Origin of the sequence: Micromonospora sp. NPDC047134 (genome assembly GCF_040643455.1) — a bacterium.
Taxonomy (GTDB): domain Bacteria; phylum Actinomycetota; class Actinomycetes; order Mycobacteriales; family Micromonosporaceae; genus Micromonospora.
This window is the reverse complement of sequence record NZ_JBEYUI010000047.1, coordinates 1-14,927: the sequence shown is the minus strand read 5'-3', so window position 1 is coordinate 14,927 and position 14,927 is coordinate 1. Positions and strand designations below refer to the sequence as shown.

General features: G+C 66.1%; 9 protein-coding genes. 4 read left to right on the top strand and 5 right to left on the bottom strand.

The genetic code is table 11. From position 1 onward, the window contains the following. Positions 1-91 precede the first annotated feature (91 nt). From ABZ795_RS28470 to ABZ795_RS28450, 5 genes are all read right to left on the bottom strand, one after another. A complete protein-coding gene (locus ABZ795_RS28470) occupies positions 92-769 on the bottom strand; it encodes a hypothetical protein (RefSeq protein ID WP_357532610.1) in 678 nt (225 codons plus the stop codon). Positions 770-799: 30 nt separating this feature from the next. Further along, positions 800-1,147 carry a hypothetical protein gene (locus tag ABZ795_RS28465; RefSeq protein ID WP_357532609.1) on the bottom strand — a complete coding sequence of 116 codons (348 nt, stop codon included), beginning with the start codon at positions 1,145-1,147 and terminating at the stop codon, positions 800-802. 193 nt (positions 1,148-1,340) lie between these two features. Continuing rightward, on the bottom strand, positions 1,341-4,103 hold the full coding sequence (locus ABZ795_RS28460) for an RNaseH domain-containing protein (protein ID WP_357532608.1): 2,763 nt from the start codon (positions 4,101-4,103) through the stop codon (positions 1,341-1,343). Further along, entirely contained in the window at positions 4,103-7,321 is a 3,219-nt protein-coding gene (locus ABZ795_RS28455; RefSeq protein WP_357532607.1) for a hypothetical protein, read from the bottom strand. Before ABZ795_RS28455 ends, ABZ795_RS28460 begins: the two co-directional genes overlap by 1 nt. Further along, the gene (locus ABZ795_RS28450; protein ID WP_357532606.1) at positions 7,318-8,283 is read right to left on the bottom strand and encodes a hypothetical protein; all 966 of its coding nucleotides are present in this window, start codon (positions 8,281-8,283) and stop codon (positions 7,318-7,320) included. Before ABZ795_RS28450 ends, ABZ795_RS28455 begins: the two co-directional genes overlap by 4 nt. Positions 8,284-8,684: 401 nt before the next feature. Here ABZ795_RS28450 and ABZ795_RS28445 point away from each other — a divergent pair, with 401 nt between their 5' ends. The 4 genes from ABZ795_RS28445 to ABZ795_RS28430 all read left to right on the top strand — a co-directional run bounded on the left by ABZ795_RS28445 (position 8,685) and on the right by ABZ795_RS28430 (position 14,828). Continuing rightward, on the top strand, positions 8,685-9,143 hold the full coding sequence (locus tag ABZ795_RS28445; protein WP_357532605.1) for a putative phosphothreonine lyase domain-containg protein: 459 nt from the start codon (positions 8,685-8,687) through the stop codon (positions 9,141-9,143). 368 nt (positions 9,144-9,511) lie between these two features. Continuing rightward, the gene (locus tag ABZ795_RS28440; protein ID WP_357532604.1) at positions 9,512-11,329 is read left to right on the top strand and encodes an AAA family ATPase; all 1,818 of its coding nucleotides are present in this window, start codon (positions 9,512-9,514) and stop codon (positions 11,327-11,329) included. An 8-nt stretch (positions 11,330-11,337) separates the two neighbouring features. Further along, positions 11,338-13,044, top strand: a complete 1,707-nt coding sequence (locus tag ABZ795_RS28435; protein ID WP_357532603.1) for an ATP-dependent helicase — start codon at positions 11,338-11,340, stop codon at positions 13,042-13,044. 200 nt (positions 13,045-13,244) lie between these two features. After that, positions 13,245-14,828, top strand: coding sequence for an ATP-binding protein (locus ABZ795_RS28430; RefSeq protein ID WP_357532602.1), 1,584 nt, complete (start codon positions 13,245-13,247; stop codon positions 14,826-14,828). Positions 14,829-14,927 lie beyond the last annotated feature (99 nt).

Genomic DNA, 14,927 nt, shown 5'->3' with positions numbered 1-14,927 from the left:
TCGGACAACACCAGCGGCGGCATGGGACGCCCTGTCCTCGGCATCCCACCACCCTACACCCAATTATTAGGCGAATTTCTGACGCATGACACTAGAACAACGTCGCTATCTCCATGATCTCTGCGGCAACACCCGCTGGATCGCGCAGCATGTGGAGGTGCCCGCCCAGCATCGTGCGCACCGGCCATCCGCGGGCTCGGGCATCCTCTCGCTCGTCCGCATACGTGTCACCGAAACTGAGGTATCCCGCGGAGACCGCATCCCATCCGTCAGGCAGGTCCACCCGGGCGGTGAGGTACCCGAACGGCACCCGTGCCTGCTCTGCCTCCACCCGGGCGCGCGTCTCAGCATTGGGGAACAACCCGGCCACGGACTCCTCTGGCCACCAGCGCGTCCACGGCGGCAAGTTGCCGTCCGGTTCTACGCGATCACGGAGCATGTCCCTCAGGCCTGCAGGTGCCACGGGCACGATGCCCCTCGGTGGCGGCAACACCGCGTCCACGAAGACGGCGCCGCGCACCGGACGCGTCGTCACGAGCGCCGGGATATACAGGCCCGCGTTGCTGTGGGGCACGAGCACCAGGTCGTCCGACTCGGGAAGCCCTTTCTCGATAGCCGCCAAGACCGCCGCCGGTGAGGACGCCGCCGGGCCGGGCGGCGGGGGCACCGCCGCAGTGACCCCGAAATCGGATCGCAGCGCCGAGGCGACAGGTGCCCACACGGCCGGACCGAGGAAAGGGCTGGGGATGAGCACCGGGGCGATGGCCATGATGCGTTTCTAGCATCCGCGCCGCGGCGCCTACCGCTTCCAGCCTCCGGCGGGTCGGCAGGTGCCGGACGGCTTGCCGTAGATCAGCTTCCCGGAGGGTGTGGTGTAGCAGCGGTCGAGTTGGTCTTCGGCTTGAAACAGCGGGCGCCGGTCGATTTCGACTCCCCGCTTGTCGTAGCTGACCAACTGGGGATCGTCGTCGGCCTTCAGTCGGGCGCCTGCTGTCATCAGGCCGAATGCCCCGCCGGCGAGGCGCGCGGCGGTGGCGTGGCCGTCGCCGTGATCGAGCACCAGCCGCTGGACGCGTTCGCTGACCCGGCCGCTGACGCTGAGGTCCCCGGCGGCAAAGCCGCGAAAAGTCGTGCATAGGCGGTTCATCAACCTGGGACATGGTCCTCGTACGGCCGCTGCCCCGGGGCGTCACGATGGCGGTCCCGGAAATCGGAACCGTGAAACTCGTTGATCCGCGATGGCGTCTTGTGCACGCGGTTCGGCCCCGACCCGACGAACCGACCATGGTGTGCCTGCGGCGTCAGGTGCGGACCGTCAGAGGTAGCAGCGGTGCATGCACCTACTCCCCGTCATTGAGTTCGTCGAGTTCCCGTTCCTCTTCGAGGTCGATCGTGCGCCGGTAGTCAGGGTGGTCTTTATCCATCTTGATGGCCAGGTGCACGGGTGCCGGGTATTGGGTTCTGCCGTCCCAGGACACGGCGTGGTCGCACAGCCGAGCGGCGGCGATGGCGTAGCGGATCGGATTCTCGTCGCAACCGAGGACGACGATCTCGGTAGAGGTGTGGGCGTACCAGGTGTGGCTTCCGGCTTCTACGTCGGCAGTCCACCGGCTGCTGCTTTCGCCGGCACGGCTGTACCTGCGTCCGCCTTTGAACTGGCGGGGGATGTTGGACAGGATCCAGGTGTTACGGGCGCCGTCGAGTTGGTACAGCGCTTCGGTCGTCTTGCCGAGGTACGGCTTTTGTTCCTTCTCTCCGTTCTTGGATTTCACGGTCTTGACGCCATGGACCTCGACGGGACGCGGCAGATCGGTCGAGCCGGACGTCACGCGGACCACGGCCCTGGGCCGGTGCCCGCAGGACCGGCTGTAGCCGGGTAGTGCAGGGCGGCCGTTCACCTGACCCGCGGCGTCCGGCTGGAGGTCGAGGTTTTTGTTGGCTAGCAGCGGCCACAGTGAGCGGCTGCTGTCCCCGGAGACCAAGAGCACGTAGCCGACTGCAGCGGCGAGGTGTGCTCGGAGTTGCCCGAGTGCGGTGTCGATGGTGTCGACCAGGGTGAGGTCCTGCCGGCTGCCCTCGGGGAGGGAATGTGATCGGAAGGCCGTGTTGGCGGTGAAGTAGTCCTGCCAGCCGGAGGGACCGCCGCGAGGGTGTCGTTTGGCCTGGTATGCCTTGACATTCCAGTGCTGGCCGTCAGGGATGAACGCCACGAGCGACCAGCTGATCCTTTTCGGGCCGAAGCGTTTCTGCCCGCGCTGCTCTCGGACGTGGAGCCCGACGAAGGCGATCGGTTCGGTGATTCCGAACCGGCCGTACGCGAGTGCCTGGGTGAGGCGCGGGTGGACGAGGCCGCCGGCACGCAGCAGGTCGGCGACGGCGGCGTGACCCGCATGATCTTTGCGGAGTGTCTTACCCAGGGCGGTCAGTGCATCGTCCTCGGGCGGCGCCTCTGTGTCCTCCTCGTCCGGTTCGGGATCGGCTTGGTCGGTTTCGGCCGGGTCGGGCTCGGGGGCGGAGGTGGCCTGCTTGGTCTTGATGAATTGGACGAGGATCTCGTGTTGGGCGAGCAGTCGGCTCAGCACGGGTTTGGCGTCGATGAGGTCGGGATCCTCGACCTTGCTGTCCTTCTTCCTGGCGGCCTTGCGTTGCGCGGCCCATTTCCGGGCGTCGTATTCCGTTTCGCAAAGGGCGAGTAGGCGGGTTCCGGCCGGCGCATCGAGATGGGGCAGCTTGGCGAGCAGAGCGGCCCGCTCGGTGTGCTCGCCGTGGGCGAGCAGTTGGGCGGCGTGGCAGAAGACGATCTCGACGTTGGGGCCGACGGCGACGGCCTGGTCCTCGGGGATGCCGGTCTCGGCAAGGTCGGGTCGGTTGAGGTGGTACGCCAGCAGCCGCTGCAGGCGGGCGCGGGTGTGTTGCTCGCTGTAGAGGACGAGGATCCGGAGCCGTTGGCAGCCGGAGGCCGAGATGATCGTGGGGAGGGCGTCGTCGTGCAGTAGGTCGCTGTCGCGTCCCAGCGTCAACTGTCGGCGGGCGGCCTTGGGGAAGCGGTGTCCGACGATGTTGCTGGCGGTGATGTTTTCGACCTTCAGGGCAGTCGCCATGCGGGTGCTGAGTTCCCGGATGGTGTACATGCCGACGCCTCGGCCGATGGGGAAGCGTACGGATTTCGGAACCAGGGTGCGGAGCCTGCCGGGGACGCCGGTGAGGTCGCGGTCCTCGGGCCGGATGAGTTCCTCGCCGCGCAGGCGGGACCAGACGGTGAGCGCGAGGTCGCTGGTGCGTTCGATGCGGGTGCCGGACCCGCGGCCCTCGAACGCCAGCGACAGCAGGGGGTCGTCGAGAGAGTGCTGGGCGAGCCAGCCGGTGCGGGCGGAGCTTAGCCAGCGGCTGTACCAGGACACGGCCGGGTCGGCGACCAGCACGGGGTGGCGCATCCAGGGCAGTGTCTTCATGGCCAGCTGCATGCGCAGCGTGGCGTAGTGCAGGTCGTCTTCTTGCTCTTCCCAGTGGCCGGTCCACAGCTGGTCGCTGTCCCAGACCGTTACGTTGCCGTCGGTGTCGTGGCGGAGGATGACGTCGGTGCTGTCGATGGTCCAGGGATCTCCGGAGAGCCGTTCGGCGATCTCCCAGGTGGCGGCTTCCCAGACCCATCGTGGGGCGTCTAGCTGGTCGCCGTGCCACGTGAGTTGATCCCCGAGTCCGACCAGTTCGGGTTCGACGGCGGCGAGTAGTTCGGCCAGTTCGCTGGTGTAGGAGAAGCCGATCTGGTCTTCGGGCGTGTCTAGCAGTGCCTGTTCCCAGATGGTGACCGCGTCGCGGATGTCGTCGGCATGCAGTTGCTTGCGGCTGACCATGAATCTGGGCGGATCGCTCCGTGTGGTCGGATGCACGTTGACCGAGGTCCGGCCGATCGCCCGTAGCGCGGTGCACAGGCCGGCGTACGGCAGGTTGCCACGCGAGCCGGTGGCCTCCTGGTATCGGTCGAGCAGCTCATTCCACACGTCGGCGACGTGGTCGGGGAAGCGGTAGAGGTGCGCGACGCCGTGCAGCTCGGGAGTAATCGGGTAGGCCAGCAGGTGCAGCTTGTCGTCGCCTGTGGTCATCAGCGGTCCTTCGGAGTGTGGTCGATGCCGGCGAAGTCGAGCCAGGAGATCAGGGTGGACCCGTAGATGCGGGCTAGCGCCCGCTGCTCGGCCGGGGACAGGCTGTCGTAGTAGAAGCGCAGCAGGCCCGGCAGGTCGCTGCCGAACTTCGGGTCGTGGAAGGCCCCGTCGACCAGGTACAGCTCGACCGGGGTCCCTCCGCGCCGAGCACGGCCCGCAAGTTGGATGAGGTCGACGAGCATGCCCGCGATGGCCTCGGCCTTGAGGACTCTGCTGAGCCGGCTGAACCGCGGATCGCTGGTGAGCAGCCGGAACAGGCGGCGGTACGCGGCCTCGCGTTGTTCGTCGAGCACGGCGGCCGGGTCCGGGCCGGGTACCCCGATGTCGAGCGCGTACGAGTTGACGCTGGCGAACATCTCGGCCGAATCGGTCGTCAGCTGCGTGGGTGGGCGCACACACACCCAGATCGACGACAGCGCGGATCGGTGACTACCCGGGATCAGGATGTTCAGGCCCCGCGCCACGAGGCTCAGCGGCGCGATCACGACTTTCACCTCGGGATGGTCGCGGGGCAGCGCTTCGAGATCATCGACTAGCACCTGGACCACGCCGTGCGGCAGCGGCACCGTTCGCGCCCGTGGATCCTTGGAGACCACGACCGCCACCCACTCCGGCACGCTGATGTGCGAGGCGATCCCGGCGCCGAGCAGGGCTGCGTGCTTGTAGGAGTTGCCCACGAGCATGCACAGTTCACGGTCGGGGTCGGCCGCTGCGATCTGGCGCAGGTGCGCGTCGAGGTGTTGATCCCACAGGCTGCGCCCGAGCTCGCGAATCGTGTCGGGTTTCCGCGACTCGGTGAGGCCACCGATGTGGATCGGCAGGTACGTCTCGTCGAGGGCCTTGCCGGCCATCGTGGTGAACGCGCCCGGCGTCGCGTCTGTCATCGCGTAGGTGACCTCGGCCTTGATGTGCTCCCGGGCCGCACGTGGAAAGAACGCGGTTGCGGACAGGCCGAGAACGATCCGGGGAACACCGGCGGTGGCCAGCGCCACGGTGCCGCCCAACTGGGCGATGGTGGTGTGGGGATCACCGCCGATGGCCTGCACGGACAGAGTGCCCTGCGGGAACGGGTCGGTGACCTTGTCGACCCGGAACCCGAACAACAGGTAACCCAGCGGTCCGTACGGGATCGTGGCGTGCTGCACGAAGGTGCCGAGCTTCTCGGCGATCACCTGCGCGGCGGGCAGATCGGTACCAGGCGAGGAGGCCGCGAACGTCAACCGCGTCAGCGACTGCTGCAGCGCGCCCAACCAGGTGCGGATCAGCAGGGCGTTGACCACATCGCGGCGCTGGTTCCGGTCACGGACCCGACGCCGAAGTGTCTGATGCAGGCCGTTCTTGACCTCTCTAATCCGGTCCCGGCCGGTGTCGTTGCTGATCACCGATCGCAGAAGAAGTGCAACCCTGCGCATCCGGCGCGGCGGCGTACCCCCGTTCTCCTCGCGGGTATCGGGAAACAGGGCGTTGAACTGCTCGTAGACCTCCACCGGGACGTCTTCGGCCGCCTTGTCGATACCGAACAGAGCCAGCAGCAGCATCCTGTCCTTGGAATTGGGGACGTGCCACCCCGAGCCCGGACGGTCGGGATCGTCCTCCAGCCAGATGTCGTTTTCCAGGACATAGTTGAGGAACTGGTCGGCCAGGAACCGGGTACGCGAAAGCGCGGGCAGCACCTCGCGGTCTTCGGTGGGCAGCAGCATCGCGCGCTGACTGTCAAGCTGGGTCAGCGGCAGCTCCTGGATCCCACCGCTGGAGGCCAGCACCAGCTGGCTGGCGCCGACGTCGAACATGACGCTCTGCAGGAGGTCTACCTCGTCGACGACCAGCACCGGGAACCGGCGCATCAGGAACTCGAGCACCGACACCCGGCCGTAGTCCAAGCCGTCGATCCGAACCGGAACGGGCACGGTCCCGCTGATCAGGTTGTGGTGGTTCGTGACGACGATGTCCGCCTTCGCGGCGTCGTGGAAGCCGCGATGCCGGCCGCAGTTGCTCAAGAACGGGCACGCGAACCGATCCCCCTCTGCGGATCCGCCGCGGCGCGCAGCTCGCCGGTTGCCGGGCTCGGGCTGGCCGCGCAGCGACGTGCAGGGCTCATCCGAAGCGGCCGGAGGCGGACCATCGACGACCAGTGAGGTTAGGCTGCAGCCATACGCGAGCTGATCGAAGCGGTCCCACTCGCCGCGGTCGGCCGCCGTGATGGCTTTCTCCTGCAGTCGACGCGGCGAGACCAAGGTGACACAGCTATTCGCGATCTGCAGCGCAGCAAGGTCACCCTGGACAGCGGAAGCGAGCCGATGCGTGGCGGCGATCTCCTGCTCAATCTTGTCGGCGGTGTTCAGGGCCTCGCCGATATTGCCCACCACGATCGCCACCGGGATGCCCTGCCGCTTGAGGTGGATGGCAAGCAGCCGAGTGAGCACGGTTTTCCCGACTCCGGTCGGGGCGTTCAGCAGCCGGATGCCGGAGGCTTGGAGGAGGAGTTCGGACACCGGGAGATCTGCGGCGTCGCGGAGCTTGTCGAACAACTCCTTGATGAGCGGGGTTCGCCACATCGCATCGCCGTCTGCCCGGCCGAGTTCATCCGCCAGCGCCTCCAGGTCGGCCAAGCCGACCTTGATCGATCCCAGTGCTGGTGCGGTTTCCAGTACCACCGGATCAGTCGTCACGCCCTGTACGGTGAGCGGAAGCTCGACGACCGACTCGCCGCGCCACCCGAACCACCATCGTCCCGGCCCGGCTGGCGCTAACGGGGCACGGGCCTGCCGGTAGCCGCGCTCCGCTTCCTCAAGCAGCCGCTCGGCCAGGTCGAGCGGCTGCTGGCCATGGCGGGCGATGACATAGGTGACGGAATTGTCCGGCAGGTTGTCTGGAACCTGATAGGGGCTATTCGCGTCGGAGCGCAGGTTGCGGGCCGCCTCCAGAAACCGTCGTGGTGAGCCCAGCTCGTTGTGGCGCAGCCGCAGGAACTGGCCCACCATCCGTTGGGTGTCCTCCGGCTGATCCGGCCAGTCCGACCAGAGATCCAGCCGGCCTGCCGCGATCACCGCAGCCTGATCCAGCGGCACGATCGCACGGCCATCCGGTCCACGGAAACCGAAGAACTCCTCCGCGAACGCGCAGGCGATCTGAGTGCACAGCTGCCGGAGCGTTCTCATCGCACCCGCCCGGCAACCTTGTCGATCTCCACCTTGATGTCGTTCATCGTCATCAGGCGGTAGCCAGCCGGCCGGATTGCTTCGGCCACCATCGGTGCGCTACTGCGCTGGTGGTCCGGGATCACGATGATCAGTCCCGGCTCCGGAGGTTCCTTGTCCCGCAGCGCGTCGGCCAAAGCAAGAGGCGAGACCCAGGCCTTGGCATCCACCTTCCATGCCTTGTTCCTCAACTTGATCTTCAGGTCGTAGCGGTCCTTGTGCGGCCACATCGTGACCTCGGCTCCGGCGTCACGGGCGTGATCGCGCAGCTCGCACTCCAGCTTTCCCGGCAAGGTCACGTAGCGCCAGACCGCCCGGGACACCGCCCGGCACTCGGTGGTTGCATGGACGCCACGCACGCGCTCTGCGGCGTGCCCTGCGGGGTGCAGAACCGGAGCCCGGTCAGAGGAGCCGTCGACGCTACAGGTGTAGGAGACACCTGAGCGTGCGTGGGCCTCGCAGCGAATGTCAGCGATCGCGCCTCGGACCGTGACCCGCATGGGCCAGGCGCAGGTCGGGCAGGGGAACCAGAATCCTCGCAGCTGGCACCAGCTCCACTCCACGATCGGCTCGTACGGCTCGATGCGCCCCCACAGCTTGTCCCAGGTGCGGCGCAGCTTCCGAAGATCTCCCGCCGGCGACTCCACCAGCAGTTCACGGGCGCGGGCGTATTCGTCCTGGGGCAGCCGCCGGAGCACTTCGTAGATGCGTCGTTCCTCCTGCTCGGTTGCGACCCTTGCCCACGGCCAGTGCTCCTCGAAAGCCGCGGACGGAACCAGGTGCTCGACGGCCAGGTCCCGCGCCTCGTCCGTTAGCAACCCCTGCTCGTCCAAGAGCACGACGTCGCCAAGACCGTCGACCCGGACTTCGGAGGGAAGCAACTCACCGAGCCGGCCCCGCAGTCCCCGACGGAACTGCGCCATCGTCGGAGCCTCGCCCACCCCGAACGAAGAGGCCAGCGCCCCGAGACAGCTCATCAGCGCCCTGCCCCGTCTTGCGGCGGGTAGATCGGGATCCCCCAACGCGGCGGCGGCCAGGCAACAGGCGGTGACAGCTTGATCGCGACGGCGGCGAGCCGCGTGCGCAGCAGACAACGACACGCGCGCCACCATAGACGTACCCTCCGACCATTCCGGTCCCTCCGCGCTGGCCCACGGCCGACACGGAAGCCCACTGGCAGGTCTATGCAGCCGAAGGAGTGGCATACGGCGGGCCGCACTCCGAGGCCTGGCCAGTTCTTTAGGCCGGAACCAGGCGGGTAGAGCCTTCGTCTTCTCGTTCCCGTAGATTCGCTCCAAAGGTTGAGAGACGAGGTGAGGCGCTGATGCTAGGGACGGAGCCGCGTCCAACCGAACTGACCGACAAATGGTGGATCACGGTCGAGGCGCCAGACCGAGCACCCCGAAGCGACGGCAACATCGGGAAGTGGCTGGTGTTCGTGCCGGTTCGCTACATCGACCGTTACTGGGAGATCATTCGGCAAGCGGTACGGGACGGAACGCTTGGGCCAGCGGCCAAGGTCGCTACCGCCCGTCCCAACCCCCGCCAGACCGACCCGACTCGCAGGGTCATCGCCGTCTATACCGTCGACTGGACGGACGAAGACGACGTGCAGCGTGTTCTCGGCGCCCTTCGCTCGCTCGGTGTCACATGGCGGATCACCTACAAGACCGACGCCGACACCACGAACAGCATCTACGGTCGCCACGCCGCCACCTACATCAGCCAATCCGGATCACTTCAATTCGCCAGCCGAAAACAACGCCCCACTCGCATGGGATAAGAGCCCAGCCCTGATGGGGACGAGGCACGTGAGGAGCTTCGCGGTTTCCGACAGGGTTTCGACCGATTATTGCTAACCGGGCGAGCCGTGGCAGATCCCCGTTCGCCTCGGTCACGATCACGGTCGCCGCATACGACCCAGGCGCAGGCAACGAGACCCTTCCCAGCCGTTTGCGGTCTTCCTCGACTCATCTTCGTTGCCGGCAGAACTGCCCGGAAGGCCGGTGAGTTCGAAGGCGCGGTTAGCCCCGTCTGACCTAAAGGACGGGGTCGGGAGGCGGAGGGATGTGGCGCTGGCGAGACGTCACAAAGGATACTCAGCTGGCTGGATAGCCGGACGATCTTGGAGGATAGGTGCGAGTCCGTCGGGTGACACTGCATCACTTCCGGGGCGTGCTCACTGGCACGGTGCTGCTCGACGGGAACGCGTTGCTCGTCGGTGGCAACAGCGTGGGTAAGTCCACGGTGTGCGAGGCCTTGGAGCTTGTTCTCGGGCCGGAGCGGATGTTTCGCCGGCCAGTGATCGATGAGTACGACTTTTACGCCGCCCGGTACCAGGAGACGGACGGAGTATTGCCCGAGGTGCGCATCGAGGTGGTGCTCACCGACCTGACGCCCGAGGCTACGCGGCGCTTCCGCGGCCACCTCCGTCGCTGGTCAGCGCAGCAATCCGATTTCGCCGAACCACTCACGCAGGAGGCCAGCGAGGGCACCGAGCAGGACGAGTGGTGCCTGCCGCTCGTGTTCCTCGGTCGATTCAACCCTGCCGAGGACGACTTTGAGGGCGGGACGTTCTTTGCCCACCCAGCGCAGATTGTCGACGATCTCACCGAGTTGTCCGTCGGGCTCGGCGCCGGGTTGATGCCGTTCACCAGGGATGACAAGCGGTTGTGCGGCTTCCTGTACCTACGGCCCAATCGCACGGGCAACCGGGCGCTGAGCTTTCAACGTGGCTCCCTGCTCGACACCATCGTGCGCCTTGAGTCGGAGTCGGCCGGTCAGCTGTGGGAGAGGGCGCTGCGGGACCTGGACGAGGTTGTGATCGCCGGGGACGACTCCGCGTTTATGAAGGTCCGGACCGAGATCCGTGCCCGGGTGGAACGGTTCCTCAGCTTGACCGATGACCCCGGCGCGGTCGACGTGCGGGTGTCGGAGTTGACCCGGGAGCACCTGCGCGAGGTTCTGCGGCTGTTTCTGGCCACGCAGCCGGGCGCGCACGGCGTCCCGTTCAACCGGCTCAGCACCGGGTCGCTGAACCTGCTGGTGTTCGCGCTGCTGACCTATATCGCCGAGTTGAAGGGCGACCACTCGGTAATCTTCGCGATGGAGGAGCCCGAGATCGCCCTGCCGCCACACGCACAGCGCCGGCTGATTGACTTCGTGGTCAGCCGTATGGGGCAGGTCATCATCACCTCTCACTCGCCATACGTAATCGAGAAGTTCGACCCCGACCAGGTGGTGGTCCTCGCCCGCGACAACGCCGGAACACTGAGCAGCACCAACGTGGTCCTGCCTGCCGACTTCAAGCTCAAGCGCTACCGCGACAATCGGCGCCAGTTCGCCGAGGCGGTGTTGGCCAGGGCCGTCCTCGTGGTGGAAGGAGCGACCGAGGCTGCCGTCTTCAAGGCCGTCGCCGACGTCCTCGACCACGATCAGGCCGTTACGGACTACCTGCATCCCGACCTGGCGGGCGTCTCGATCTTCGATGCCGGCAACGACGTGTCGGTACCGCTGTTCGCCCCGGTCTTCGCTGACATGGGCAAGCCGGTGTTCGGCATCCACGACGCCCCGAAGACGCCGTTGACGCCCGATCAGGTAGCCAAAGCCGCTCGTTTCACCCGATACCAAGAGATCCCGTATACGGGCATCGAGAAGCTACTCACCACAGAAGTGCCGGTAGATATCCAGAAGCGCTTCGCCGCCGCGGTGATGACCCGCCCCGACTATCCGGCCGGCACTCGGCCACTGGCAGCGACGGCTACCGACGAGGAGGTTCGCGCACACGTTCGGAAGCTGCTACAGGACCGGAAGGGGGACAACGGCGGCTACGCAGCGTTGCTCATCGCCGAATGCCCCAGCCAGGCTGAACTACCGACCACCCTTGTGACCTTCCTCCTCGCCATCGACGCGGACCTGCGTCCAGCTGCGCCCCTACCCGCCGATCCGGTGGATGGATCGGACAGCTGAGCGCCACGGTGGAACTTGACGACACACGACGTGAGATCCTTGCCGCAGAAGGCCACCTACTCATCCTCGGCGGCCCCGGCTGCGGCAAGACCACCATCGCCCTTCTCAAAGCCGCCACCATGCTCGACGGACTGGAGAACGAGCAGCGAGTGCTCTTCTTGAGCTTCTCCCGGGCGGCGGTACGCCAGATCTCCGACCGCATGCGTGGGCTGCTCCCCCGTACGTCCCGCAGCCGGCTGGAGGTACGCACCTTCCACTCGTTCTTCCTCGAAGTCGTCCGCGCCCACGGGCCCCTGCTAACTGGCGGGCCGTCGTCGTTCATCGCCCCCGACCGGGAACGGCAACTCCGCGCAGACTTCCACGGCGACTGGGCCCAGGAAACCCGCCGGCTCGCTCGGGAGGAAGGCCGATACGTATTCGACCGACTCGCCGGCACCGTCGCCACCCTGCTGAGCGGCATTCCCGCGGTCCGCGCCCTCTACAGCGATACCTACCCTCTGATCATCGTTGATGAGTTCCAGGACACCAACAACGATCAGTGGCAGGCAGTCCAGGCGCTGAGCCAGTTGTCAACGATTGTGTGCCTGGCCGACCCGGACCAGCGGATCTTCGACTTCGTCGAAGGCGTGGATGACAAGCGCATCGAGCAGGCCAGCGAGTGCCTGAAGCCAACATTGTTCGATCTGTCCAAGGACAATCACCGCAGCCCTGGTGGTGGGCTCCTGGACTACGCCAACGCCGTCCTCCGCAATGATCCCACGCCGCCACCCTCCAGCGTCGCCACGTGGTCGTACCCGTGGGCCGGTGGCTACAAGGCACTCACCCACCGCGCGATCGTGGCCCTACGGGATTATCTGGAACAGCAACTGGGCCACACGCCTACCATCGCGGTGCTCGCGCCCACCAACGCGCTCGTCGCCCGAATCTCAGAGGTGATCTCGGACGATCGTGAGGATCCGGAAGACGCGAAGAGGATCCTGCCTGCGATCGACCATGAGCTGAACTGGGACCCGGAGCTATCCGCCGCTGCCGGATACGTCGTGGCCTCGGTCATGGAATGGCCTGGCCTTCCCCGCGCCCAGGCGATCACCGGCACGCTGTCAGCCGTCGCGGACTTCTACCGGATCAAGCTGTCTGGTGGCACCGCTGGCGCCCGTACCAACATCACCACGATCGAAAGAGCCATCTCCGCGTATCAACGAGGCGCCAAAGTCCTCTCGAAGACGGGGAAGATCGTTATCGCTGCCGTCGACGCTGGAATTCAGCTCCACGGCGACCCGGTTAGCGACTGGCAGATCGCCCGCGCCCGGCTGCACGGCTCCACGGAATTGGAGGAGATTTTCAAGAGGGCGCGGCTGCTGCGGCTGTTCAAGGCCACCGATGCGCTGGCATGGGCGCTTCTGGACGCGTGGGACGGTCGCGACGCCTACACCGACGCCGCCCAGGCGGTGCGGCAAGTGCTGGCCGCCGAGGCGCTGGAAGCGGCACAGGCCGAACCTGTAGCGGTCAGCCTGATGAACATGCACAAGTCCAAGGGCAAGGAGTTTGACGGGGTCATCATCGTGGAAGATCAGTATGCTGCCCCGCTGCTAGACCCGGCCTGGGACCAATCGCGCAGCCAAGGAGCCCGCCGGCTTCTCCGGGTAGCGATCACACGAGCCCGACACATCGTCATCTTCGTGCGACCAACCGAAGCTACGCCGTTGACCGGATGAGACTTGGGACGCAACCCGGCGCATGCTACGGCTCCGACGTGACCTCATCGGCAGGGAGGACGCCGCTGACCAGCATACGAAGCTCCAGGGAATCGAGGGCCGTCCTCTCGCTTGGCTCAACTACATCGCTACAGTCGACCGGGCAGTGGAGGCAAAGAACGGCCTCGCTCGCCTACACCGGCCGTAGCTAGCATCTGTGGGTGGATTCCGCAACCCCTCAAGATCCGATCGTTGTCGAGCCTGTGGTCAACGTCGAGAAGCTGCACGAGTTGCTGGCGTGGCAGGCGGAATACCCGACGTTGGACTTCAAGTCCGAGTGCGACCTCTCGCTGAAGCACAACCTTGTCGAGTTGGCCAAGGACGTCGGTGCGATGTCGGTACGTGGCGGCTTCCTGGTCATCGGGGTCGACAAGCGCGGACGACCCACCGGCACGCTGACCGACGCGCAGGCCAGCCTGTTCGATGAGGCACGGTTGCGCCCGAAGCTGCTGAAGTATCTACCGGACAGCCTGCAAATCTGCAGCCAGGACCATGATCTGCCTGACGGGAAGGTGGTCCTTCTGCACGTGGCCCCGAACCCGGCCGGGTGCGCCTTTTTCCGAGCTGACGGGCAGCACCAGCCGCCCGGCAAGCCCGAGTCAAAGGTGGTCTTCCGGGAAGGTGAGGTGTACTTCCGCTCTGGCACTGAGAGCAAGCGTCTGACCCAGCAGGGCTTGGAACTGGTCATTGAGCAACGCGTGCGGCTGGCACGACAGCAGTGGTGGGATGATCACGCGAGCGAGTACCGGCGACTGGCCGACGAGCTGAGGGCCAGCACGGCTGGCCAGCGGGTGAGCAGCGGGCCTGCGGCCGAATTCAATCTGGCCCTCGAACCTGCGGTGTTGATCGAGGCGACCGTCGAACTGCTGAGGGCTGAGGACGACATACCCCTGCGCCGGCTGCTCAACAAGATTGGACCCGACGCCAGGCACCTCTATCGGGCCAGCGACGAGCAGGCCGTCGAGCATCTGCTCGACCAGGTGACCCGAATGGCCGCCACGTTCCTAGAACTGGATCGACCCACGTGGCTTCGCCGAACCACGGATTCGTTGGTCGCCATCTACGGCGTCGCCTTCGAAGGCCAAGCAGAGATCACAAACGAGCCGCCGCGGCGAGCGGCCAAGCTCTGGCTGAAGATCACCGAACGAGTCGAGGCCCTCGGCGCCCTGGCCGTACGGCGTGAAGCCTGGGCCGCTGTGCGTGATCTCGCTTCCCGAAAGCCGCCCGGCATGCATCGCATGTACGCGACCTGGCTTCGGCACGCGACCACGATGGCGAATCGGGCCGGGCTCATCCCGACGAGCGGAGACGCGGATTCCGCGGTCTCCATGATTAGTTGCGCTCGGGATGCCGTTCGGCGCCTGGACCATCTGCGGCCAGATCTCGAAGCAAGCGATGACCGGATCTTGACCAGCATTAGCCAGTTCGACTTCCTGGCATGCCTCGTCGCCTTGGCGACAACGAACAACGATCAGCGAGGCAGTATCTACTACCCTCACTTCGCCAAGTTCTACAGCTCCCGAGTGTGGCCCATCGCCGAGCGATTGATTGCCGATGACACGCTACGCCGACAGGTATACCCCGGTGCCGACCGACAACTCGCAGAGGCGCTTCACCAGCTCGGCGATGCAGCTCGGAAGGTAGGAGCTGGCTACGACGGCTGGGAAGGCTACAGCCCTCCCGTCCGTGACTTCGTAGGCGCCAACCTGGCAAACCAGGATGCGCACCCGAGGCCGATTCCCTAACGGCCTGTCCCGCACCGGGTTTGATGGAGACATCGAAATCTGGGAGGAACATCAGCGATGCCCGCACCGAAGAAGTACAACGATGAGCTGCGTGAGCGT